Below are 22541 nucleotides of genomic sequence, written 5' to 3'. Positions count from 1 at the left end.
GCCGCACCCTAGTGGCGGGCCGCCGCGCGGGCAACTTCGTTGGTTCGGCTTTTGATGAACGAGGCTTGGACAGCCCAAGCGGTGACGGCGAATTCAGCGCCTAGACCCGTTCGAAGCGCTTCACGCACCAGTACTTGAAACCCTGGTCCAGCGTCTTCTTCAAGCCGCGCTTCTGCAGGGCCAGGCCGATCATGGTGTTGAAGAAGCCGTGGGCCACGACCAGCACCTCCTGGCCGCTCGAAGACAGGCCGATCAGCAGCTCGGCCGCCTGGTCGGCTCGGACCTCGGCCTGGGCGCGGCTTTCCTGGCCGGCGTGGTGGTTGAAGAACCACCACCAGAAGCGGGCGAAGAAGCCCCAGTTCTTGGGCGACATCTTGATCCAGCGCGGCCAGGGCGGCGGCGGCAGCGGGGCCTCGATGAACAGCGGGTCGCTGGCGAAGGCCTTGCCGGCGGTGACGGCATGGGCGGTCTCGATCGAGCGGCGGCGGGTGGAGGCGATGATCGTCCCGGCCCGCTGGGCGGCGGCCTTCAGCGTTTCCGGCGGGGTCTGGCCGGGCAGCAGGCCGCCCTCCTCGTACAGCGCCCACCAGTCGCCATAGGCCGGGGCGTTGAAACGGATGTCGCGCGACAGGGCCGGTTCGCCGTGCCGGGCCAGGGTGATGGCGCCGGGCCGAGGCGTGACGGCGACTTGCGGAGAAAGGTGGTCGGCGGGCAATTCGTCGGCCATTGATTCTGGAAGTCCGATTTCGCGCCTCGCGCGAATTCCCGAACCTCTCACCCCTCCTGCAACGCTCTGACATGCGCCGCCGCCGAGCGGCCGAGCGCTTCTAGGTCGTAGCCGCCCTCGAGCGAGGAAACAATACGCCCGCCGCAACGCCGGTTCGCCACCGAGGCGATCGCCCGGGTCGCCCAGGCGAAATCCTCGGCCTCCAGGCTCTGCTGGGCCAGGGGATCACGGACATGGGCGTCGAAGCCGGCCGAGACCAGGATCAGTTCGGGAGCGAAGCCGTCCACCTGCTGCATCAGCCCCTCGAAACCCCGGCGCCAGACCTCGCGGGGCGCGTGGGGCGCGACGGTGGCGTTGGCGACGTTGCCGACGCCCGATTCGGACGGATCGCCGGTGCCGGGATAGAGCGGCGACTGGTGGATCGAGGCGAAGAACACGCTCGGATCGCGCTCGAACACCGCCTGGGTGCCGTTGCCGTGGTGGACGTCGAAATCGACGATCGCCACCCGCTTGAGCCCCGAGGCCTGGGCGACCCGCGCCGCCACGGCGATGTTGGAGAACACGCAGAACCCCATGGCCACGCCCGGCTCGGCATGGTGGCCCGGCGGCCGCACGGCACAAAAGGCCCGCGTTTTCTGACCCGCCGCCACCGCTCGGGTCGCGGCGGCCACGGCGCCGGCGGCGCGGCGCGCGGCGGTCAGGCTGCCGGCCGACAGCACCGTGTCGGGGTCCAGGGCGTGGGTCCCGGCCCGCGGCGCGGCGGCCAGGATGGCTTCGATGAAGCCCTGAGGATGGACCAGGGCCAGGTCGGCGAAGTCGACCAGCGGGGCCTCGAACGCCTCCAGGTCCAGGCCGGCCTCATCCTCCAGCGCGTCGATCACCGCCCGCAGACGCTCGGGCCGCTCGGCGTGGTTGTCGCCGGGCCGATGGTCGAGCATATCCAGGTGGGTATAGAGCGCGACATCCATGCGAGGATCCTAACCGTTGAGCACCGCCACGACCATCCGCCCCGCCACGCTCCGCCGCGCCACGATCGAGGACGCCGACACGGTGTCGAGCCTCGGCGCCCGCACCTTCAGCGAGACCTTCGCCCATCTCTACCCGACGCAGGACCTGGAGACCTTCCTGGCCTACGCTTACGGCCTGGAGCGGACCCGGCGCGACCTGGCGGATCCGGACAAGGCCACCTGGCTGCTGGAGGACGAGGACGGCGAAGCCATCGGCTACGCCCTGGCCGGCCCCTGCGGCCTGCCCCATCCCGACGCCAGCCCCGCGCACGGCGAGTTGCACCGGGTCTATGTGCTGAAGTCGCACCAGGGCGGCGGCCGCGGCTCGCTGTTGCTGAACGCGGCGCTGGACTGGCTGGAGAAGGACGGCCCGCGCCCGCTGTGGATCGGCGTGTGGTCCGAGAACTTCGGGGCCCAGAAGCTCTATGAGCGCCTGGGGTTCGAGAAGGTCGGCGAATACCGCTTCGCGGTCGGCGAGACGCGGGACCTGGAGTTCATCCTGCGACGGGGGTGACGCCCTGCGTCCTTCGAGGCTCGGCTTCGCCTCGCACCTCAGGATGAGGAATTCAGAGAAGCCGCCCCCACGAGCTTCCTCATCCTGAGGCGCCCGCGCAGCGGGCCTCGAAGGACGCACGGCCGTTGCGCCGCACGCCATAAACCGCCATCCTTCGAACAACCGTTCGAAAGCAGCCCCATGTTCTTCCGCTTCTTCTCCGAGCTCCGCCAGGCCAAGGTGCCCGTGAGCCTGCGCGAATACCTCCTGCTGATGGAGGCCCTCGACAAGGACGTCATCGACCGGCGGATCGAGGACTTCTACTTCCTGTCGCGGGCCAGCCTGGTGAAGGACGAGAAGAATCTCGACAAGTTCGACCGGGTGTTCAGCCACGTCTTCAAGGGCCTGGAGACGGTGGAGGACGGCATCACCGCCGAGATCCCGGCCGAGTGGCTGAAACTGCTGACCGAGAAGTTCCTCACCGATGAGGAGAAGGCGCAGATCGAGGCCCTGGGCGGCTTCGAGAAGTTGATGGAGACCCTGCAGGAGCGCCTTCGCGAGCAGAAGGAGCGCCACGAAGGCGGCTCCAAGTGGATCGGCACCGGCGGCACCAGCCCGTTCGGGGCCAACGGCTACAATCCCGAGGGCGTGCGCATCGGCCAGGACAAGAGCCGCCACGGCAAGGCGGTCAAGGTCTGGGACAAGCGCGAGTACAAGAACCTCGACGACAGCGTCGAACTGGGCACCCGCAACATCAAGGTCGCCCTGCGCCGCCTGCGCAAGTTCGCCCGTCAGGGGGCGCAGGAGGAGCTGGACCTCAACGGCACCATCCGCGGCACGGCCGAGAAGGGCTATCTCGACATCCAGATGCGTCCCGAGCGCCGCAACACCATCAAGGTGCTGCTGTTCTTCGACATCGGCGGCTCGATGGACGGCCATATCAAGCTCTGCGAGGAGCTGTTCAGCGCCGCCAAGACCGAGTTCAAGCACCTGGAATTCTTCTACTTCCACAACTGCCTGTACGAGGCCGTATGGAAGGACAACCGCCGCCGCCAGGCCGAGAAGACCCCGACCTGGGAGGTGCTCCACAAGTTCCCCCACGACTACAAGGTCATCTTCGTGGGCGACGCGACGATGAGCCCCTACGAGATCACCTATCCGGGCGGCAGCGTCGAGCACTGGAACGAGGAGGCCGGGGCGATGTGGATGACCCGGGTCACCGACATCTACCAGAGCGCCGTCTGGCTCAACCCCACGCCTGAGCGCCACTGGGACTACACCCAGTCGATCGGGGTGATGAAGCAGCTGATGAACGACCGGATGTTCCCGCTGACCATCGAGGGGCTGGACAAGGCGATGCGGGAACTGGTGCGGGGGTAGAATGATCCGGAAACCCTCTCCCATGGGGAGAGGGTGCAAGACCGTCTCCCCCTACAACCCCGCCCGCTCCAGCGCCTCGCGCACCACGTCGGGCGCGTGGTCGACCACGCGCAGATAGGCGGTCAGGGCCGTATCGGGCCGGGCCTGGCCCAGTTCAAGCGTGGCCAGTTGGTCGAGGGGAATGCAGAACGCGCGAGCGAATTCATCCTGCGACAGGCCGCTGCGCCAGCGCACGGCCTGGACAAGAGCGCGGGCCGAGCGAGCGTGACCGGGGTCGGCGGCCTCGTCGATGGCCAAGTCGGCGGTAGTTTCGGCTCTGGTCATGGCAACGCTCCTGGCACTTGCCCCCGGGCGCGGGTGTAGACCCGTTGCGTTGCAGGAATTCGACCGCATTGCGTCGAGTACAGGACTCTGTTGGGGCGGCCGCCGCCACCAACGTTGTCATCCCGACCTCGGGGCGCGCAAGCGGCCCGCCTGGCGGCGGGCTGGCGCACAGCGCGAGGATCCGGGACCGGGGCGTGAACGCAGGCGCTTCCGGCGGTCCCGGATCTGCCCCCGGCTTTCGCCGGGGTTGTCCGGGATGATAACGGTTGTGTGTTCTAGCGCCCCGTCGTCCCCGTCATCGCCAGGGCCTTGGCCTCGACCGCCTCGACGCCCTTCAGCGGATCGCCGGCCGCCTCCAGCATGGCGTTGAAGCGCTTGAGGTCCTTGGTGCTGATCTTCTGGACGTCCTTGTCCTTGGCCCATTCCAGACCGATCAGCTGGCCCAGGCGGCAGGCCTTGGGCAGGAGCAAGGGCTGTTCGGCCGCGCCGCCCTTGGCCAGCAGCTTGCCGACGATGTCGTTCCAGTTGGGCGAGCCGGCGAAGCAGAACGACAGGTGGTCGCAGGTTCCGGTCCAGAACCGCTTGTACCAGCGCTGGTGCTCGTCGGTGTCGAAGTTCAGGGCGTCGGTCGGCCTGACCACCGTCCGGCAGTCGGGCCGCACGAATTCCCCGGCCCGGGACGCCGAGGCGCCCGCTAGCACCACAACCGCCGCGACCACGGCTCCAACCTCACGCAACGCCACTGTACGCTTCCTCGACACGGGTTCCCCCGGACACTTCACAAGCGACTGTTTAAGCTCAGCCTTCTGACAGAAATGCGGCGGTGGCCTCGATGGCCTCGACCAGGCCCACGCGCTCGATGGTCACGCCCTCTGGCAAGCTGGAGAACAGCCGGGTGGGCGCGGCGGCGTCCAGCATCACGAACACGCCCTTGTCGTCGGCTCGGCGGATCAGGCGGCCGAAGGCCTGGCTGATGCGGGCCCGCGCGGTCGAGTCATCGTACCCTTTGCCGCCGAACCTGGCGCGGCGGGCCTTGTGCAGCACGTCGGGGCGCGGCCACGGCACGCGGTCGAAGACCAGCAGGCGCAAGCTGCGGCCCGGAACATCGATGCCGTCGCGGATGGCGTCGGTGCCCAGCAGGCAGGCGTCCTGCTCGGCCCGGAAGATATCGACCAGGGCCCCGGCCTCCAGCGGGTCGACGTGCTGGGCGTAGAGGGCCAGGCCCTTGTCGGCCAGGGGCGCGGCGATGCGCTCGTGCACGGCCTTCAGCCGGCGGATGGCGGTGAACAGGCCCAGCCCCCCGCCGCCGGCCGCCAGGAACAGCTCGCGCATCGCCGCCGACACCTGGCGCGGATCGTCCTTGCCGACGTCGGTGACCACGAAGGCCTTGGCGTGATTGGCGTAGTCGAACGGCGAGACCAGCTTCAGCACCTTGGGGCTTTGCGGCAGGCGCGCGGCGCCGGTGCGCATCTCGGCCAGGGCGAAGGGGTCCTCCAGGGCCGGGTCGGTCAGGGTGGCGCTGGTCACCAGCACGCCGTGGGCGGGGCTCAGCACGGCGGCGCGCAGCGGCTCGGTCGGGTCCACCCAGTGCCGGCGGCAGGCGGCGTCGACGACGCGGCCATAGAGGAAGGTCGCCTCGAACCAGTCGACGAAGTCCGGGTCGTCCTCCGCGTCCTCGTCGATGGCTTTCAGGATCGAGCGCCAGGCCGGCAGGGTCATGCGGCAACGGCGATCCAGACCGCGCAGCGCGCCCTCGATCCGCGCCCGCTCCGAGGTCGGCAGGGTGTCGGCCTCCTCGTCCAGCACGTCTTCCAGGTGGCGCGCCAGGGCCAGCAGCGGGGCCTCGATGCCGGCCAGGGCCCGCGAGGCCTCGCCGGCCCGCTCGCGAACCAGCTCGATGGCCGGGCGGGCGGCGCATTGCAGCCCCTGCTCGGCCGCGCCGGGGCGGTCGGTGACCCGGGCCCGCAGTTGTTCGATCACCGCCACCAGGAAGGTCTCGATCGGGCCGATCGGATTGACCTGGCCGTCGGGCGGCGCGATCCGGCCCGACCAGCCCTCGCCCGGCAGGGCGGCGGCGGCGTGCAGGGCGGCGGTCAGCGAGGCTCGCGCGCCCTCGCGCTCGCCGATGATGTCGAGCAGGCGGGTCTCCAGCCCGCGCCCCCGACGGCCCCGGCCCTCCGGCCCGCGCAGCCAGCGGCGCATCTCGGCGGCCTCGGCCCCGGACAGGGCGGCCGAAAAGGCGCTGTCGGCGGCGTCGAACAGATGGTGGCCCTCGTCGAAGACGATGCGCTTGAGCGAGGTGGTCTCGTTGTCGCCCTTCAGGCCGCGCGCCGCCCGGGCCCCGTCGAAGGCCGCCTGGCTGAGCACCAGGGCGTGGTTGGCGATGACGATGTCGGCCCGCTTGCTGGCCCGCACGGCCTTTTCGATGAAGCAGACGCGATAGTGCTGGCAGCCGGCGTGGATGCACTCGCCGCGCCGGTCGACCAGATTGGCCGGGCCGGCCTGGGCCGAGGGCGGGATCGCGAACAGGGTGGGCAGCCAGGCCGGGAAGTCGCCACCGGTCATGTCGCCGTCGCGGCTGACGCGGGCCCAGCGGGCGGCCAGGGCCAGGCCGATCAGGTCGCCATTGCCCAGCTGGGCGGTGTTGACCTGTTCCTGGAAGTTCAGCAGGCAGATGTAGTTCTCGCGACCCTTGCGGACCACCGCCTTGCGAGCCCGGACCAGCGGGTCGGGATAGATCGAATGGCTCTCGCGCTCGATCTGGCGCTGCAGGGCGCGGGTATAGGTGCTGATCCACACCGACGGGCCGTTCATTTCGGCCCAGATCGAGGCCGGCGCCAGATAGCCCAGGGTCTTGCCGACCCCGGTGCCGGCCTCGGCCAGCATCATATGCGGTTCGCCCTCGCGCTCGCGGGGGGCGAAGGCGAAGGCGGCCTCGCGGGCGAAGGTGTCCTGGGCCTCGCGCACCTCGTCCAGGCCCGAGCGTTGCAGCAGCTCCTTCAGCCGCTCGCTGGCCCGTTCGGGGTCGACCGGCTTGGAGCCGGGCTCGCCGGGCGGGGCCTGGTCCTCCCACTCCGTGGCGCGGGCCCAGACGTCGAGGCCGGAGCTGCGGAACTGGTTGCCGAATGGGGCCGAACGCAGGGCGCCGATCACCGCGGGGCCCCAGGACCAGCCGGCCCGGGCCATGGTCTCGGCCACCGCCAGGGCCTCCTCGCGCGACGGCCGGGGCGTCAGGGCCAGTTCACGCAGCAGGGCGTCGGCGGCGTCGCGCAGGGTCTGGGCCTGGGCCGGCGCGCCCTTCGGCTCGGGCAGGCCCAGGGCCGTGGCCAGCCCCACCGCCGACGGCGCGCAGAAGGTGGCGGGCCGGGTGAAGACATAGAGCTCCAGCACGTCGAACACGCTCCGGCTTCGGGTCGGGGCGTGCAGGTTCAGCCGCTTGGCGGTCATCGAGGCGTGGGCCACCAGCACAGGACCGTGCTCCAGCAGGTCGCGGGCGTCGGGGGTGCGCAGCGGCCGCCCCTCGCCGCCCGTGCCGCCGTCGGCGAAGCCGGCGCGGGGTCCGGGCAGCACCACCAGGGCGGGGGCCAGTTCGAGGGTGGGAATCTGTGCGGTCACGGGCGTTTAACTAGCGCGGATCGCATGGAAACGGAACGGGAACATGCTATAGGCGACGGAATGCTCGCGGCCGACGCCCTTCCTCCCCGGTTTTCAGACTGGTTCGCCGCGCGCGGCTGGGCGCCGCGGGCCCACCAGCTGGCCATGGTCGAGAAGGGTCGGCAGGGCCGCGACGCCCTGCTGATCGCCCCGACCGGCGGCGGCAAGACCCTGGCGGGCTTCCTGCCCAGCCTGATCGAACTGTCCGAACGGCCGCCGCGCAACACGCCGGCCGGGGTGCACACCCTCTACGTCTCGCCGCTCAAGGCCTTGGCCGTCGACATCGAGCGCAACCTGGCCACGCCGATCCGCGAGATGGGGCTGAAGGTCGTCGCCGAGAGCCGCACCGGCGACACCGGCGAGGCCCGCAAGGCCCGCCAGCGCCTGCGGCCACCCGACATCCTGCTGACCACGCCCGAGCAACTGGCGTTGTTCTGCGCCTGGGAAGGCGCGCGGGAGTATTTCGCCGACCTGTCCTGCGTGATCGTCGACGAGGCCCACGCCATGTGGCTCAACAAGCGCGGCGACCTGCTGGCCCTGGGCCTGGCGCGGCTGCAGCTGTTTTCGCCCAAGATGCGGCGGGTGGGGCTGTCGGCGACGGTGGACGACCCGGACCTGGTGAGAAGGTGGCTGGGCCATCATGACAAAGGACCTCCCCCTGTGGGGGAGGCGATGCGAAGCGTCGGAGGGGGGAGTCCGCCGAGTCCGCAAACTCCCCCCTCCGTCGATCTTCGATCGACACCTCCCCCACAGGGGGAGGTCCTTATTTCTACCGACCACACCGTCGACCTCGTCCTCGGCTCGGGCGGCGCGCAGCCGATCGTCGAGGTGCTGGTCAGCGGCGGCAAGGTGCCGTGGGCGGGCCACACGGCCGAGCATGCCATGGCCGAGGTGTACGAGATCATCAAGGCGTCGAAGACCGCCCTCGTCTTCGTCAACACCCGCTTCCAGGCGGAATTCGCGTTCCAGGAACTGTGGAAGCTCAACGACGACGGCCTGGCCATCGCCCTGCACCACGGCAGCCTGGCGGCCGAGCAGCGGCGCAAGGTCGAGGCGGCCATGGCGCGCGGCGAGATCCGGGCCGTGGTCTGCACCTCCACCCTCGACATGGGCATCGACTGGGGCGACGTCGACCTGGTGATCCAGCTGGCCGCCCCGAAGGGCGCCTCGCGGATGGTCCAGCGCATCGGCCGCGCCAACCACCGGCTGGACGAGCCGTCGCGCGCCATCCTGGTCCCCGCCAGCCGCTTCGAGATGCTGGAGTGCCGCGCCGCCGCCGACGCCATCCTGGGCGGTCACCTGGACGGCGAGCCGGCCCGGACCGGCGCGCTGGACGTCCTGGCCCAGCACGTCATGGGCCTGGCCTGCTCAGAGCCGTTCGCCCTGACCGACCTCTATGACGAGATCCGCGCCGCCGGACCCTATGCCGACCTGGCCTGGGAAGATTTCGAGACCGTCGTCGATTTCGTCTCGACCGGCGGCTACGCCCTCAAGAGCTACGACAAGTTCCGCCGCATCGTGCCGGGCCAGGACGGCCTGTGGCGGGCCCGCAACGCCCAGACCGTGCTGCGCCACCGGATGAACGTCGGTACGATCGTCACGGCGGCCATGGTCAATGTGCGGGTCGGCGGCGGCAAAAGACCGATGGGCGGACGCAAGGTCGGCGAGGCCGAGGAAGGCTTCTTCGAGTCGATGAAGCCCGGCGACACCTTCATCTTCGCCGGCCAGGTCTGGCGGTTCAACAGCCTGGTCGGCACGGACGCCTTCGTCAGCCCCGCCCCCGACAAGGACCCGATGATGCCCAGCTGGGGCGGGTCGAAGTTCCCGCTCTCGACCTACCTGGCCAGCCGGGTGCGGGCGATGATGCACGACGAGACCGAATGGGCCGCCCTGCCCGCCGACGTCCAGGAATGGCTGGGCTACCAGAAGCTGCGCTCGATCATGCCGACCGAGGACGAGTTGCTGCTGGAGACCTTCCCGCACGGCAAGCGCTTCCACCTGGTGTTCTACAGCTTCGAAGGCCGCCTGGCCCACACCACCCTGGCCATGCTGCTGACCCGGCGGCTGGACCGGCTGGGCATTGGGCCGCTGGGCTTCGTGGCCAACGACTACGCGGTCAACATCTGGTCGCTGAAGTCGATGGAGGACCTCGACCTCGACGCCTTGTTCGCACAGGACATGCTGGGCGACGACCTCGAGGCCTGGTTGAACGAGAGCTTCCTGATGAAACGGGCCTTCAAGGCCTGCGCCCTGATCTCCGGCCTGATCGAGCGGCGACATCCGGGCGAGGAGAAGTCCGGCCGTCAGGTGACCTTCTCGACCGACCTGATCTATGACGTGCTGCGCCGCCACCAGCCCGACCACCTGCTGCTGCGCTGCGCCCGGGCCGACGCGGCGACCGGCTCGCTGGACGTGGCGCGGCTGGGTGACATGCTGGCGCGGGTCCAGGGCAAGATCCGCCATGCGGCGCTGGACCGGGTTTCGCCCTTCGCCGTGCCGATCATGCTGGAGATCGGCCGCGAGCGGGCGCCGGGCGATGCGGCCGGCGAGATGATCCTGGCCGAGGCCGAGGAAGACCTGATCGCCGAGGCGATGTCATGAGAGAGTGCGTTGCGTGAGTAGTCTGAGCTTCAAGATCAGCGACTGCGGCGGGCTGAAGATCGAGGTCTTCGGAACCCGCGCGACGCTGCGCCACTCCGGCGCCCTGTGGCTGGAGGGCGCGCGCGCGATGGTGGTCGCCGACCTGCATTTCGAGAAGGGCAGCAGCTACGCCGCGCGCTTTGGCCAGATGCTACCGCCCTACGACACCCGCGAGACCCTGGACCGGCTGGAGCGCGAACTGGCGGCGTTGAACCCGGCCACCTTGATCTTCCTGGGCGACAGTTTCCATGATGGGGCCGGCGAGGACCGCCTGCCGGCCGACGACCGCGCCCGCATCGCCGCCCTGGCCCTGGGCCGCGACCTGGTCTGGGCGGTGGGCAACCATGACGCGGACGGCCCCCGCGCCCTGCCCGGCGCGGTGGTCGACGAGGCGGCGATCGGCGGCCTGGCCTTCCGCCACGAGCCCTTGCCCGGCGCCCAGCCCGGCGAGGTGGCCGGCCACCTGCATCCGGCCGCGCGGGTGACCAGCGGCCGGGCCAGCGTGCGACGGCGCTGCTTCGTCACCGACGGGACGCGGCTGGTGCTGCCGGCCTTCGGGGCGTTCACCGGGGGCTTGAACATCCTGGATGCGGCCTTCGCGCCGCTGTTCGGGACCCCGCCCCTGGCGGCGGCCCTCGGCCGGGGCCGGGTGCACGCGGTCGGCTGGAAGTCGCTGCGGCCGGATTGACGGCGCGGCGGGGCCAAGGACGGATCACCCACCGCCGTCGGGCGTTGATCAACCCCAATCACCGGAGGGCCCGTCATGCGCCCGATCCTGACCGGACTCATATTCACCGCGATGTTGGCCGGCCACGCCGTCGCGGGCGAAACGCCCAAGAAGACCGTGGCCCAGCTCGACATCGCCGATCCGAAATACGCCACCGAGCACTGTGAAGAGGCCCGGACCAAGGCCAGCGGCTACAGCGACCACAACGTGGTCCGCACGGCGGTGACCGTGGGTGGCAACCTGGTCCTGCCGTTCGCCGGCGCGGCGGCGGGCACGGCCCTGGGGCTGAAGCTGGACAAGAAGAAGGACAAGCTCAACCGCAAGCTGGCGACGGCCTGCGTGTCCGATCCGCTCAACGAAGAGATCCCGCTGATCCTGGCCCCGGCGGCGGTGCGGTAGGGACTTTGTGGGCGGAAAGCGGACTTCACCCCACGTCCGGGTTCGCGCCCTTTTCCGCGCCTTCGAGGAAGGCCAGCGCCGTATCGACAAGACCCGGAGCGTCGGACATCTCGTAGTGGGTGACGCCGGGCAGGATCGCCAGCCGATGGCGGGCCATGCCGGCCCCGTCCCAGCCGGCGTCGCGCAAGCCCCCGCCGAGCAGCTGGTAGAAGCGCACGATGTGCTCGGGCTCGAACATGTCGCTGTCGCCATAGATCAGCAGCGTGGTCGGCTTCAGGGTCTTGGCCTCTTCCGACCAGTCGTAGGGTTTGCGGATGGCCTCGCCCATGCGCGCCACGAACTCGGGGAAATCCTCCACCCGCGGCGCCACGGCCTTGTAGATGTCGTAGAATGGGGCCTGCATCATCATCGCCGCGCTCTCGCGGGTGATGGCCTTCTGCTGCTCCCGAATGTCCGCGTAGAAGCCCGTGTTGGCATAGGGCGCGGAGGCCAGGACCAGCCTGTTCACCACCTCGGGGTGCTGGACCGCCAGCCGGAAGGCGACCATGCCGCCGAACGAGAAGCCCAGGACGTCCACCCGCTCGAACCCGAGGGCGCGCACCAGGGTCGCCATGTCGTCGCCCATGGCGATGGCGTCGATCGGCCGGTCGGTGAGCGCGGTGCGGCCGTGGCCGTAGAGGTCGACGGCGATCACCCGCCGCCGCGCCGTCAGGCTCCCCAGCACGGGCGCGAACATTTCCATCGTGCCGAAACCGCCGTGCAGCAGGAGCAGGGGCGCGCCCGTTCCTTGGTTTTGGGGGCCGCGGATCTCGTAGCCATAGCGGACGCCGCCCGCTTCAACATGGCCCTTCTGAATCTGGCTCATCGTCAGTCCTCCGCTGCTTGCCTTCCCAGGACGACCGGGCGTGACGCGATCCGACAACCGCCCGTGAATATTCTGGATGGGCGCGTTCCGCGGCCGGGCGCGGCTCGGTCGCGACGCCTCATGTCGGGTCCGTTGGTCCCTCCCTCCCCGCCGCCTCAAAGTAATTTGCGGCCCACGGCGGCGGCGCACCTCAAGTAGCACCTAGGCGCTGCGGCGATCAGATGGTCTGTTGGGGCCAGTTCAAAGCCGAGTTGCCAGGGGGGCCTATATGCAAGCAGCAACGACCGTGACCCAGCCCGTGTCGGGTTGGTTTGCCCTGATCTACATCCTGCTGTATTTCGTCCCCGTCGTATTTGGCGCGTTCGCGCGGCTGCGCGCACGCCACCTCGTCATCGTCGGCCTGGTCGACCTCCTGCTGGGATGGACGATTTTCGGCTGGTTTCTTGCGATATCCCTCGTCTTCTGGTGGAAGCGCCAAGCGGCTCGGACCAGGCCCGCGAAGGCGCACGCCTCCGACATGGCCCCTCACCCCACGTTCAGTTCATCCGCGCCCCTTGAACCCCCGGCGTCGCCTGAATTGGGTTGGCCCGCAGACCCGCCAACCCTGGGCGGGGAAGCCGCCGTCCTGGCCGAAGAGGCCGGCGACCTCTGGAGAGACCTGCGGTACAATTTTGACCTCGGGCTGGTGAGGCTCGCGGAAGCCAAGGCGGATTTCGGCGACAGCGCTCCCGATACCGTGTTCCTGGCCGCTGCGGCGGCCTGCGTCCATGTCTGCAACCCGTTGGGTCGGCTGACGCCCCTGGAAGTCGATCTCATCAATCGCGCCTTCGGCGTCACCAACACGGCCGATTACTACCAACGTCTATGGGCCGGCTGCATCGAGGACGAAGCCAAGTTTCGGGCGGACGCAGGCCACAACCTCCACGTCCTCATGCTCGCCGCCGCCGTCGGCGAGCGAGCGATCGGCGGATTGCCCTACACCCCCGCCACGGACAGCGTCGTACGCTTCTTCAATCGCTTCACCGAAGCCTTGGTCCTGGCCGACGACAAGGCGACGGAGCCCGAGCTGGCGCAGATTACCTGGCTCACCAACCTTCTGCACGAGAAGGCGCCTCTGGTGAAAAAGGCGCTGGCGGAAATGACAGCCTCCTCGATCGCGCCGCCCCCGGGCGACTGCTGCGGGGACGTCGCCAAAGCGCCGGATCGGCGGGCGGCCCAGTCGACGGCCGTGACGGATGAGACGGTCGAGGCATGCATCGCAAAGCTTCATGCCCTGGTTGGGCTGCAGTCGGTCAAGCGGGAGATCGACACCCTGGTGAACATCGCCAAGGTCTCGCAGATGCGACGCGAGCGGAATCTCCCGGTGTCGGAGCTGAGTTTGCACTTGGTTTTCTCCGGCAATCCCGGGACCGGCAAGACCACGGTCGCCCGGATCGTTTCGCAGATCTACGGTAAGCTCGGCCTGATCTCGAGAGGGCAATTGGTCGAGGTGGACCGCAGCCAACTGGTCGCCGGATACGTCGGCCAGACCGCGCCGAGGGTGGCGGCCGTGGTCGAGCAGGCGCTGGGAGGGGTCCTCTTCATCGACGAAGCCTACGCCCTGATGTCGAAGGGCGGCCAGGACTTCGGGTCCGAAGCGATTGAAACGCTTCTCAAGCTGATGGAGGACCACCGGGACGATCTGGTGGTGATCGCGGCCGGATACGGCGAACAGATGCAGGCCTTCCTGGACTCCAACCCCGGCCTGCGCTCGCGGTTCGCGCGCACCATCGACTTTCCGGACTACACCCCCGACGAGACCCTCGAAATCTTTGAACGGCAGGCCAAGAGCGCCGACTACGTCCTGTCCGGCACGGCTCGCGAAATGGTCCGCGGGGAATTGGCGCGGCGACGCGCCGTGGCCGTCAACTTCGCCAACGGACGCGATGTGCGCAACCTGTTCGAACGGGTGCTGGCCATGCAGGCCAACCGGCTGGGTCAGACCGCGTCGGTCTCGGACGAAATGCTGAAGATGATCGAGGAAGCCGATGTGAGGATGGCGCTGCCGGCAAGCTGACGGTTGGAAACCCCCCTCACCCGCCCCGCGTCGCCTGGGTCTTGACCACGTTGGGCGCGGTGGGCGCGCCCGGGATCGGCGGGGCGCCGGACGGCAGGTCGGCCAGCGGGTCCTTGAGGAACGCCGCCGCGTCGCGCCACACCACCTCGGCCTGCTTGTCGACCAGCAACAGGTGCCAGCCGTTGGCGTAATAGGCCGAGCGGTCGTCGGGCTTGAGCCGCCGGGCCGCCTCCATGGTCGGCTCCTTGGGGATGATCTGGTCGTTGGCCCCGTAGAAATAGGCGACCGGAACCTGCACCCGGCCCAGCGACGACCAGGCCCTCTCCATCAGCCCGACCAGGCCGTAGAGGGTATCGGAGCGCGCGCCCCAGATCATCAGCGGATCGCGGCCCATGCGCCGCAGTTCTTCGATGTTGTCGGTGGGCTGCACGCGCTTGACCAGCCACTCGGGCGGCTTGACCACCCAGCCGCGCGCGGTGTGGGCGGTGATCCACAGGCTGGTCTTGTAGGGCAGCGGCTGGTTGGACCAGCCCCAGACGGCGGGGGCGAACAGCAGGATGCTGTCGGCGGCCGGCGGTCGCTCCGAGGCCATGGCGGCGATGGTCACCGCCCCGCCCATGCTCACCCCGGCGATGGCGACCTTGGCCTCGGGATGGGCCTCGCGGACCAGGGCGACGGCGGTGCGCACGTCCTCGACCATCAGGTCGACCGGCGCCCAGACCCCGCGGTCGGGCGAGCGCCCGAACCCGCGAAGGTCGAGGGCATAGGTGGCGATCCCCTGCTGGGCCCAGAACGGACCGGCCAGATGGAAGGCGTTGGAATAGTCGTTCATGCCGTGCAGACCGACCACCACCTGGGTGACCGCGACGCCCTCGGGCGGCAGCCAGCGCTGCATCCCCAGCCGCTGGCCGTCGAAACTGACCATGCCGTCGGCGTCCAGGCGCGCGCCCCGGAAGCCAAGCTGCCCCAGGCCGGGCCGCTGGGTGATGGGCGCGCAGGCGGCCAGACCGGCGACACAGGCGGCGTTGAGAAGAAGGCTCCGGCGGTTCATGCGCCCAGGATGCCCGCCACTCGACGGCGAAGATAGGGCGCGACCTCGGCGTCGAACCAGGGATTGCGCTTCAGCCAGCCGGTGTTGCGCCACGACGGGTGCGGCAGGGGTAGGACGCCGGCGTCCAGATAGTCGCGCCAGGCGGCGACGGTGTCGGTCATGTTCGCCTTCATACGATCACCCAACGCCCAGGCCTGGGCATGGCTCCCGACCAGCAGGGTCAGTTCGACCCGGGGCAGTTGCGCCAGCAGCCCCGGCCGCCACAGCGCCGCGCAGCGGGCCGGCGGCGGATAGTCCCCGCCCTGGGGGCTGGTTCCCGGAAAGCAGAAGGCCATGGCCGCCACACCGATCTCCGGCCGGCCATAGAAGGTCTCGCGATCGACGCCCATCCACGTGCGCAGGCGCTCGCCGGACGGGTCGTTGAACGGCAGGCCGGTCTCGTGCGCCAGGCGGCCGGGCGCCTGACCACAGATCAGTAGCCGCGTCCCCGCGCCGACCCGCACCACCGGCCGGGGCGTATGCGGCAGGTACGGCGCGCAGGCCCGGCAGGCGGCGATGTCGGCGAGAAGGGCGTCCAGCGGCATGGCGTGGAAGTAGGGGATGGGCGGCGGAAGGCAAGCGGTCCCCTCACCCGCCCAGCAGCCGCGCCTCCTTGGCCACCAGCGCCGCGAACGACGGCCGGGCCAGGATAGCGGCGGCATAGGCCTTGGCCCTGGGCCAGCGCGACAGGTCGAAGTTCAGGTGGCCCAGATTGGCGAACGGGCTGGCCACGGCGATGTCGGCCAGGGTCAGACGGTCCTCCAGCAGGAAGCCGGACGTCGGGATCAGGCCCTCCAGATAGTCGAGGAGCGGCGGAATGGTCTCGTTCTCGGCCTTGGCCGCGACGGCCTCGTCGCAGGTCGCGCCCATGAAGCGCGGCCCGACGATGCGGTTGAAGAACAGAGGTCCGGCCGCGGCGACCACGATGGTGTCGGCGAACTCCTCGAACCAGACGGCGCGCGCCCGGTTCTTCGGGTCCGGCGGGATCAGGTTGGGTTCGGGGTGCAGGGCTTCCAGATAGGTGATGATCGCCGAGGAGTCGGAGATCTGGAAATCCCCGTCGCGGAAGCCGGGGATCTTTCGGAACGGGCTGCAGGCCAGGAACTCGGGGTCGGGCGAACCGGGGACCGAGACCTTGTTCTCCAGGACCAGACCCTTCTCGGCTCCGAAGGCCAGGGTCTTGCGCACATAGGGCGACAGCGACGAGCCATAGACGATCATGGTGGACCTCCCCTTATGAGTTTCGCTCATAGGTCCACGGGTTGGGTTTTGATACAAGACTTGGGTGCCTAAGCCCTGTCATCCCGGCCGTAGCGAAGCGAAGAGCCGGGACCGCCGGAAGCGCGGCGTTCACGCGTCGGTCCCGGATCTTCGCGCTGCGCGCTCGTCCGGGATGACAGCCGTTTTGCGGTGGGAACTACGCCTCGCCGCCCTCGACCGCATCCTCGAAGCTGGTCGGGTCGCCTTCCATGCGCAGGCGCAGGCGGTAGACGCCCCGGAACTTCTCCGGATTGACCGGCTTGTTGTGGCGCAGGATGACGATCTTGCCTTCGCGGGCCAGCTCGATGGCGTTGGTGCGCACGTGGCCCAGCAGGCGCTGCCAGCGCTCGGGCTCGACGGCCTTGGCGACCGACATCGGGTCGATGGACTTGCCGGCCGCCACGGCGGCCAGCTGCGCGAGGATGGTGTCTTTTATCGGGGAAGACAGGGGGATCGTGGTGGTCATGGGCGGAGGGATGCCACGAATCTGTCAGCAGCGCGAGCGCGGCCGCTTGCGTCCGCCTTGCCCGGGCCTTAGCTGCATCCCCAAAGACAACGAAGGGGACGGATCATGGACGGCGGCAACGAGATCTGGGACGGCCCGAAGCTGGTCACGCAGGGCGAATGGGCCGGCTGGCGCACCTGGGCGGGCATGGACGCCTTCGAGGACCAGACCGGGCCGTTCTACTTCCGGGAAGAGAACGGCGTGATCCGCAGCGCCTTCCGCGCCGAGGCCCGCCACATGAACGGCGGCGGCTTCATGCACGGCGGCTGCATGATGACCTTCGCCGACTATTCGCTGTTTTCGATCTCCTGGGCGCATCTGAAGGACGCGCGGGCCGTCACCGTCAGCCTGAACGGCGAGTTCCTGGGCCCGGCCAAGGCGGGGGACCTGGTGGAGTCCGTCGGCGAGGTGACCAAGGCCGGCGGCTCGCTGCTGTTCGTGCGCGGACTGATCTCGACGGCTGGGGCGCCGATGCTGAACTTCTCGGGCGTGATCAAGAAGATCAGGGCGCGCTGAGCTAGAGCCTCCCCCTGTGGGGGAGGTGTCGGCGTAGCCGACGGTGGGGGAGAGATACGCGATCGACCACCGCGCGGATCAACTGTCCTAATACTCCCCCCACCGATCGCTTCGCGATCGCCTCCCCCACAGGGGGAGGACCTAAAACTCCCTACACCCCCGCCTTCGCCGCGGGCCGGGCCATCATCGCCGCCAGCCAGCGGTTGACGTTGACCAGCTCCGGGTCCGGCCTGAACCGCACCATCCGCGCGAAATCGATGCCGGTCACCGCCAGGATGTCGGCGATCGTCACCCGGTCGCCGGCGATGAATTCGCTGTCGGCCAGCCGGTGGTCCAGCACCCTCAGGCCCTTCTCGGCGGTGGCGCGGCCGTGGGCGGCGACCTCGGGGATCTGGGTCTCGATGGCGGCCATGGCGGGATGCGAATGGCGCACGGCCATCATCAGCGGCGTGGACACCATCATCTCGGCCCGCCGCGTCCACATCTCGATCACGGCGATCTCGCAGGGATCCCGACCGAACAGGTTGGGCTCGGGATAGACGCTTTCCAGATAGCGGCAGATGGCCACCGACTCGGTGATGGTCGCGCCGTTGTCCATCTCCAGGGCCGGGACGTTGGGCAGGCCGGCCTTGGCCAGGTAATCGGGCTGGCGATGCTGGCCGCCGAAGATGTCGACATCGACGATCTCGATGTCCTCGATGCCCTTCTCGGCCATGAACCAGCGCACGCGGCGGGGGTTGGGGGCGCGGCGGCTGTCGTAGAGTTTCAAAAGAAATCCTCCCGGCTTTTGACCGGGAGGATGCGCGGCTTTCGCCAGGTAAGGGAAGCGCCGACTAAGCCCTTCCCCCTTGATGGGGGAAGGGTTGGGATGGGGGTGACCGCTGAATCTCCGCCGCGATACGATCGGCGACGGCATCCGCATCCCCGAACGCGTCCCGATCGCGAATACGCAGCACACGATAACCCTGAGCGTTGAGCCAAGCGTCACGCTCGGCGTCGTGCAGTTGGGCTTCAGGCAGGTCGTGCCGCCCACCATCGACCTCGATCACCAAACGCGCGCCATGATGGACGAAGTCGAGGACATAGCGTCCCATCGGGGCTTGGCGCCTGATGTGGAGGTTGAAGCGGCGGAGCGCTTCCCAGAGGACGCGCTCACTGGCGGTCATTTCACGGCGTAGACGTCTGGCGCGTTTGACGGCGCCGTGGGCGTGAAGAGGCTTTTCTGGTTTGCCTGACACGCTGGATCACCCCCATCCCCGGCCCTTCCCCCATCAAGGGGGAAGGGAGGAAATGAGTCAACCTATGGTGGTTACAGCCCGAACCAGGCCCGCGGCATCAGGCCGATCAGCGAGCCGGTCAGGCAGGTGGCCAGGAAACCGGCCATCATCGCCTTCCAGACCAGGCCCAGCACCTCTTGCCGGCGCTGGGGCACCAGCACCGAGAAGCCGGCGACGTTCATGCCCACCGAGCCGATGTTGGCGAAGCCGCACAGGGCATAGGTCATGATGATCCGGGTGCGGGGGTCCAGCAGTTCCGGGCCGGTCTTGGCCATCTGGATGAAGGCCGTGAACTCGGTGAGGATCAGCTTGACGCCCAGCAGGCCGCCGGCGCTGCCGGCCTCCTTCCAGGGAACGCCCATGGCCCAGGCCAGGGGCGCGAAGACCACGCCCAGCACGCGGGCGATGCTCAGATGCTCGCCGCCGACCATCGGCAGGGCGAACAGGATCTTGTCGACCATGGTGGCCAGGGCGATGAAGACGATCAGGGTGGCGCCGACATTGAGCGCGATCTGCAGGCCGTCGGTGGTGCCCTTCATCACCGCGTCGATCGAGCTGCCGTAGGTCTTGTCTTCCTCGGCCAGGTCCAGGTCGTCGGACTTCTCGCTGGGGTCGCCGGGCACCATGATCCGGGCCAGCAGCACCCCGGCCGGGGCCGAGATCAGCGAGGCGGCCAGCACGTGGGCGGCGGCGTTGGGCAGCACGTCGTGCAGGATGGTGGCGTAGGCGACCATGGTCGAGCCGGACACGCAGGCCATGCCGACCGCGATCAGCATGAACAGCTCCGACCGGGTCAGGCGCTCCAGATAGGCGCGGATGAAGATCGGCCCCTCGATCTGGCCCATGAAGATGGTGGCGGCGGTCGCGAGAGCGGGAGGGCCGCGCAGGCCCAGGGTCTTCTGGAACAGGAAGCCCAGCCCCTTGGCCAGCCACTTCAGGATGCCCCAGTGCCACAGCAGGGCCGACAGGGCGCAGACCACCAGGATCACCGGCATCACCCGGAAGGCGAACAGGAAACCCGCCCCCGGATTGGTCTCGGTATAGGGCGGGGCGGTGCCGGACAGGTAGCCGAACACGAAGTTGGTGCCGGCCTGAGTCGACGAGGCCAGGCCCTCGACCGCGCCGTTGACGCCCTGCAGCGCGCTGCGCATCGCCGGCAGCTTGAACAGCACGAACACCAGAATCAGCTGGATGGCGATGGCGCAGACGGCCAGCACGAACGGGAAGCGCTTGCGGTTCTCGGACACGAGCCAGCAAAGGCCGAGGATCAGCGCCACGCCCGACAAGGCTTGGACGTTCTCGGGAAGAAAGATCAAGACGGAAGAACCTTAAACATGCGGCGACGCCCCCGCGACGCCAGCCAAGGGCCCAAATGACTATGATTAGGGGGCGCGGCGCAAGCGCTATGCGCAGGGCGACCGTTGGGGCCGAGCGTTCTGCTCGCCCCTGGGGCGTCCGCTAGGCCGCGAGTTCACCGTCTAGCGGGACGCGGTGGTGGCCTGGGCGCGTCGAGGGTTTCGAAGATCCCCTTCCCTCCCCGCGCCGCCAAACCGCGCAGAACGCCGCTCGCGGAGCGTGTATCGCTCGCCTTACCCCGATTTAACTTGGCCGCTCCAAGATCGCCGTTCATTGCTGCAACCGTCGATTGGGGAGCGTTTCGCGCATGTCGTTGGCCTTGGCCACACTGTTGTACGAGTGGCGTCGTTACATGGCGGCCGTGGTCGCCTTGGCGTTCTCGGGCCTGCTGGTGCTGGCCCAGGTCGGCATCTTCGTCGGCATCGGCAAGGGCTTCACCGCCCAGATCGACCGGGCTCGCGCCGACATCATGGTGCTGGGTCCCGGCGCCAAGGCGCTGTTCGGCGGACCGTCGGGCCTGCCCCGCCGGATGATCCCGCTGGTCTATACCCATCCCGAAGTGCTGCAGGTGGCGCCGCTGGACGGCTCCGGCGGCCGCTTCCAGAACATCCTGTCGCCCGAGGACCAGGCCAAGGCCGACGCCCGCGCCAAGCAGGCGGCCAAGGGCGGCCAGAAGGGCGGCGGCGGCGGCCGCAAGAGCGAGTTCGTCAATGTCACGGTGATCGACGCGATCCCGGGCTTCGTCACCGTGCCGACCGACTACACCGACAGCATGATCGAGGCCCTGCGCCGTCCCTATTCGGTGGCCGTCGACCAGACCGCCCTCAAACGCCTGGGCGTCAAGAAGGGCGACAAGGCCCTCTACAATGGCAAGACCATCACCATCGGCGTGGTCACCACCGGCTATCCCAACATCATCCAGCCGACCCTGGTGATGTCGCGCGACACCCTGCGGATGCTGGGCGAGGCCGACACCGGCCAGCGTGTCGGCCCGCTGATGGTGCAGATCCGCGACCCGGCCCGCGCCGAGATCGTCGCCGCCCAGCTGAACAAGAAGGGCGACGGCAAGTTCCGCGCCTGGACCCGCCAGGAGCTGGCCGACGCCAATTCCGGCGCCATGCTGGACGACCAGATCATCGGCATCATCCTGGGCTTCTCGGCCTTCCTGGGCCTGCTGATCGGGGTGGTGATCACCTGGCAGACCCTGCGCGGGGCGATCATGGCCAACATCAAGGAGTTTGCCAGCCTGCGCGCTCTGGGCGTGTCGATCGGCGACCTGCGCAACATCGTCATGGAGCTGAGCTTCTGGGTCGGGATCGTCGGGGTGATCGCCTCCGCCGCGCTGACCTGGCTGGTCTCGCTGGCGGCCACGGCCGGCGGGGTGCCGATGTCGTTCCCGCCGATGCTGGTGGCGGTGGTCGCGGTGTTCCTGATCATCATCGCCATGCTGTCCGGCTTCCTGTCGCTGGGCGTCCTGAAGAACAGCCAACCTGCGGATCTCCTGCGATGACCGGCGACAACAGCCACAAGCGCGGCGAAAGCGCCCTGACCGCCAAGGGCATCGTCAAACGCTTCAAGACCGGACGAACCTTCATCGAGGTGCTCAAGGGCGTGGATTTCGACGCCAAGCACGGCGACGTGACCATGGTCATGGGTCCCTCCGGCTCGGGCAAGTCGACCCTGGTGGCGGCCCTGTCGGGCCTGCTGCGCCCGGACGAGGGCAAGGTGGCGGCCCTGGAGGCGGCCGACCTGTGGAAGCTGTCGCCCGGCAAGATCGACAAGTTCCGCCTCGACCACTGCGGCTTCATCTTCCAGGGCTTCAACCTGTTCCCCGCCCTCACCGCCAAGCAGCAGGTGATGACGGCGCTGAAGTACCAGGGCGTCGGCCCCGGCGAGTCGGCCCGCCGCGCCCAGGCGGCGCTGGAGGAAGTGGGCCTGGGCCCGCGCGTCAACCAGCGGCCTTCGGAGCTGTCCGGCGGCGAGAAGCAGCGCGTCGCCATCGCCCGGGCCATGGCCAAGAACCCGAACCTGATCTTCGCGGACGAGCCAACCTCCGCTCTTGACGGGAAAAGCGGCCAGATCGTCATCGGCCTGCTGCGCGCCGCCGCCACCGAACGCGGCGCGGCGGTGATCTGCGTCACCCACGACCCGCGGCTCGAGGCCTATGCCGACCGCGTCATCCACATCGAAGACGGCCGGATCCTGGACGACGTGCGTAGAACGCCCGACGCCAATCCCGCGCCGCTCAGCCATTGATTTCCGAGG

General features: G+C 69.0%; 22 protein-coding genes and 1 pseudogene. 10 read left to right on the top strand and 13 right to left on the bottom strand.

Going from position 1 to position 22541, the window contains the following annotated elements; genetic code table 11:
- Positions 1–100: 100 nt before the first annotated feature.
- Positions 101–727, bottom strand: a complete 627-nt coding sequence (locus ASD79_RS20015) for a histidine phosphatase family protein (RefSeq protein WP_056724908.1) — start codon at positions 725–727, stop codon at positions 101–103.
- 47 nt (positions 728–774) lie between these two features.
- Complete coding sequence (locus tag ASD79_RS20010; protein WP_056724907.1) at positions 775–1695, bottom strand: histone deacetylase family protein; 921 nt, start codon at positions 1693–1695, stop codon at positions 775–777.
- 16 nt (positions 1696–1711) lie between these two features.
- Here ASD79_RS20010 and ASD79_RS20005 point away from each other — a divergent pair, with 16 nt between their 5' ends.
- The 3 genes and pseudogenes from ASD79_RS20005 (at position 1712) to ASD79_RS20000 (ending at position 3607) form a co-directional block, all read left to right on the top strand.
- Entirely contained in the window at positions 1712–2248 is a 537-nt protein-coding gene (locus tag ASD79_RS20005) for a GNAT family N-acetyltransferase (RefSeq protein WP_056724905.1), read from the top strand.
- A pseudogene (locus tag ASD79_RS24450) lies at positions 2249–2391 on the top strand (hypothetical protein); the annotation flags it as partial.
- Between the two features lie 37 nt (positions 2392–2428).
- On the top strand, positions 2429–3607 hold the full coding sequence (locus ASD79_RS20000; RefSeq protein WP_056724904.1) for a VWA domain-containing protein: 1179 nt from the start codon (positions 2429–2431) through the stop codon (positions 3605–3607).
- A 51-nt stretch (positions 3608–3658) separates the two neighbouring features.
- On the opposite strand, the gene ASD79_RS19995 is transcribed toward ASD79_RS20000, so the two are convergent.
- From ASD79_RS19995 to ASD79_RS19985, 3 genes are all read right to left on the bottom strand, one after another.
- Positions 3659–3931 (bottom strand): DNA-binding transcriptional regulator, encoded by a 273-nt coding sequence (locus tag ASD79_RS19995; RefSeq protein WP_056724902.1) that lies wholly within the window; start codon positions 3929–3931, stop codon positions 3659–3661.
- 275 nt (positions 3932–4206) lie between these two features.
- Positions 4207–4674 carry a hypothetical protein gene (locus tag ASD79_RS19990; RefSeq protein ID WP_056724900.1) on the bottom strand — a complete coding sequence of 156 codons (468 nt, stop codon included), beginning with the start codon at positions 4672–4674 and terminating at the stop codon, positions 4207–4209.
- Between the two features lie 55 nt (positions 4675–4729).
- The gene (locus tag ASD79_RS19985) at positions 4730–7546 is read right to left on the bottom strand and encodes an ATP-dependent DNA helicase (protein WP_056724898.1); all 2817 of its coding nucleotides are present in this window, start codon (positions 7544–7546) and stop codon (positions 4730–4732) included.
- Positions 7547–7606: 60 nt separating this feature from the next.
- On the opposite strand from ASD79_RS19985, the gene ASD79_RS19980 reads away from it, so the two are divergent.
- The 3 genes from ASD79_RS19980 to ASD79_RS19970 all read left to right on the top strand — a co-directional run bounded on the left by ASD79_RS19980 (position 7607) and on the right by ASD79_RS19970 (position 11351).
- Positions 7607–10186, top strand: coding sequence for a ligase-associated DNA damage response DEXH box helicase (locus ASD79_RS19980; protein ID WP_056724896.1), 2580 nt, complete (start codon positions 7607–7609; stop codon positions 10184–10186).
- A 34-nt stretch (positions 10187–10220) separates the two neighbouring features.
- Positions 10221–10913 (top strand): ligase-associated DNA damage response endonuclease PdeM, encoded by a 693-nt coding sequence (pdeM, locus tag ASD79_RS19975; RefSeq protein WP_235524548.1) that lies wholly within the window; start codon positions 10221–10223, stop codon positions 10911–10913.
- A gap of 75 nt (positions 10914–10988) precedes the next feature.
- Entirely contained in the window at positions 10989–11351 is a 363-nt protein-coding gene (locus tag ASD79_RS19970; RefSeq protein WP_056724893.1) for a hypothetical protein, read from the top strand.
- 25 nt (positions 11352–11376) lie between these two features.
- Here ASD79_RS19970 and ASD79_RS19965 read toward each other — a convergent pair whose 3' ends face one another.
- Complete coding sequence (locus ASD79_RS19965; RefSeq protein WP_056724891.1) at positions 11377–12216, bottom strand: alpha/beta fold hydrolase; 840 nt, start codon at positions 12214–12216, stop codon at positions 11377–11379.
- Between the two features lie 286 nt (positions 12217–12502).
- On the opposite strand from ASD79_RS19965, the gene ASD79_RS24730 reads away from it, so the two are divergent.
- Positions 12503–14272 (top strand): AAA family ATPase, encoded by a 1770-nt coding sequence (locus tag ASD79_RS24730; RefSeq protein WP_200952334.1) that lies wholly within the window; start codon positions 12503–12505, stop codon positions 14270–14272.
- Between the two features lie 16 nt (positions 14273–14288).
- On the opposite strand, the gene ASD79_RS19955 is transcribed toward ASD79_RS24730, so the two are convergent.
- The 4 genes from ASD79_RS19955 to ASD79_RS19940 all read right to left on the bottom strand — a co-directional run bounded on the left by ASD79_RS19955 (position 14289) and on the right by ASD79_RS19940 (position 17070).
- Positions 14289–15323: an alpha/beta hydrolase gene (locus ASD79_RS19955; protein WP_056724888.1), complete on the bottom strand. Its 1035-nt coding sequence runs from the start codon at positions 15321–15323 to the stop codon at positions 14289–14291.
- Positions 15320–15907, bottom strand: a complete 588-nt coding sequence (locus ASD79_RS19950) for a uracil-DNA glycosylase family protein (protein ID WP_056724887.1) — start codon at positions 15905–15907, stop codon at positions 15320–15322. The genes ASD79_RS19955 and ASD79_RS19950 overlap by 4 nt, the downstream gene beginning before the upstream one ends.
- A 43-nt stretch (positions 15908–15950) precedes the next feature.
- On the bottom strand, positions 15951–16583 hold the full coding sequence (locus ASD79_RS19945; protein ID WP_056724885.1) for a glutathione S-transferase family protein: 633 nt from the start codon (positions 16581–16583) through the stop codon (positions 15951–15953).
- A gap of 196 nt (positions 16584–16779) precedes the next feature.
- Positions 16780–17070, bottom strand: a complete 291-nt coding sequence (locus ASD79_RS19940; protein ID WP_156400608.1) for a DUF3253 domain-containing protein — start codon at positions 17068–17070, stop codon at positions 16780–16782.
- Between the two features lie 123 nt (positions 17071–17193).
- On the opposite strand from ASD79_RS19940, the gene ASD79_RS19935 reads away from it, so the two are divergent.
- Positions 17194–17643, top strand: a complete 450-nt coding sequence (locus ASD79_RS19935) for a PaaI family thioesterase (protein WP_056724881.1) — start codon at positions 17194–17196, stop codon at positions 17641–17643.
- 151 nt (positions 17644–17794) lie between these two features.
- On the opposite strand, the gene ASD79_RS19930 is transcribed toward ASD79_RS19935, so the two are convergent.
- The 3 genes from ASD79_RS19930 to ASD79_RS19920 form a co-directional block, all read right to left on the bottom strand.
- A complete protein-coding gene (locus ASD79_RS19930) occupies positions 17795–18412 on the bottom strand; it encodes a glutathione S-transferase family protein (protein WP_056724879.1) in 618 nt (205 codons plus the stop codon).
- Positions 18413–18476: 64 nt separating this feature from the next.
- On the bottom strand, positions 18477–18881 hold the full coding sequence (locus ASD79_RS23535; RefSeq protein WP_255357001.1) for an endonuclease domain-containing protein: 405 nt from the start codon (positions 18879–18881) through the stop codon (positions 18477–18479).
- Positions 18882–18952: 71 nt separating this feature from the next.
- Positions 18953–20233 carry a NupC/NupG family nucleoside CNT transporter gene (locus ASD79_RS19920; RefSeq protein WP_056725168.1) on the bottom strand — a complete coding sequence of 427 codons (1281 nt, stop codon included), beginning with the start codon at positions 20231–20233 and terminating at the stop codon, positions 18953–18955.
- A gap of 350 nt (positions 20234–20583) precedes the next feature.
- On the opposite strand from ASD79_RS19920, the gene ASD79_RS19915 reads away from it, so the two are divergent.
- Together ASD79_RS19915 and ASD79_RS19910 are read left to right on the top strand one after the other, a co-directional pair.
- Complete coding sequence (locus tag ASD79_RS19915; protein WP_056724875.1) at positions 20584–21786, top strand: ABC transporter permease; 1203 nt, start codon at positions 20584–20586, stop codon at positions 21784–21786.
- A complete protein-coding gene (locus tag ASD79_RS19910) occupies positions 21783–22532 on the top strand; it encodes an ABC transporter ATP-binding protein (protein WP_056724873.1) in 750 nt (249 codons plus the stop codon). The genes ASD79_RS19915 and ASD79_RS19910 overlap by 4 nt, the downstream gene beginning before the upstream one ends.
- The last annotated feature ends 9 nt before the right edge of the window (positions 22533–22541 follow it).

The sequence above is a fragment of the Caulobacter sp. Root655 genome, assembly GCF_001427665.1.
Lineage (GTDB): Bacteria > Pseudomonadota > Alphaproteobacteria > Caulobacterales > Caulobacteraceae > Caulobacter.
The sequence above is the reverse complement of the archived record's forward strand: the minus strand, read 5'-3'. Positions and strand labels throughout refer to the sequence as shown.

Excerpts from the sequence above, each read along its gene's own strand:
- ASD79_RS19915 (WP_056724875.1), top strand. The coding sequence starts at position 20,584 with ATGTCGTTGGCCTTGGCCACACTGTTGTACGAGTGGCGTCGTTACATG.
- ASD79_RS19965 (WP_056724891.1), bottom strand. The coding sequence starts at position 12,216 with ATGAGCCAGATTCAGAAGGGCCATGTTGAAGCGGGCGGCGTCCGCTAT.
- ASD79_RS19950 (WP_056724887.1), bottom strand. The coding sequence starts at position 15,907 with ATGCCGCTGGACGCCCTTCTCGCCGACATCGCCGCCTGCCGGGCCTGC.
- ASD79_RS19980 (WP_056724896.1), top strand. The coding sequence starts at position 7,607 with ATGCTCGCGGCCGACGCCCTTCCTCCCCGGTTTTCAGACTGGTTCGCC.
- ASD79_RS19945 (WP_056724885.1), bottom strand. The coding sequence starts at position 16,583 with ATGATCGTCTATGGCTCGTCGCTGTCGCCCTATGTGCGCAAGACCCTG.
- ASD79_RS19910 (WP_056724873.1), top strand. The coding sequence starts at position 21,783 with ATGACCGGCGACAACAGCCACAAGCGCGGCGAAAGCGCCCTGACCGCC.
- ASD79_RS20010 (WP_056724907.1), bottom strand. The coding sequence starts at position 1,695 with ATGGATGTCGCGCTCTATACCCACCTGGATATGCTCGACCATCGGCCC.
- ASD79_RS19995 (WP_056724902.1), bottom strand. The coding sequence starts at position 3,931 with ATGACCAGAGCCGAAACTACCGCCGACTTGGCCATCGACGAGGCCGCC.
- ASD79_RS19935 (WP_056724881.1), top strand. The coding sequence starts at position 17,194 with ATGGACGGCGGCAACGAGATCTGGGACGGCCCGAAGCTGGTCACGCAG.
- ASD79_RS20015 (WP_056724908.1), bottom strand. The coding sequence starts at position 727 with ATGGCCGACGAATTGCCCGCCGACCACCTTTCTCCGCAAGTCGCCGTC.
- ASD79_RS19955 (WP_056724888.1), bottom strand. The coding sequence starts at position 15,323 with ATGAACCGCCGGAGCCTTCTTCTCAACGCCGCCTGTGTCGCCGGTCTG.
- ASD79_RS19970 (WP_056724893.1), top strand. The coding sequence starts at position 10,989 with ATGCGCCCGATCCTGACCGGACTCATATTCACCGCGATGTTGGCCGGC.
- ASD79_RS20000 (WP_056724904.1), top strand. The coding sequence starts at position 2,429 with ATGTTCTTCCGCTTCTTCTCCGAGCTCCGCCAGGCCAAGGTGCCCGTG.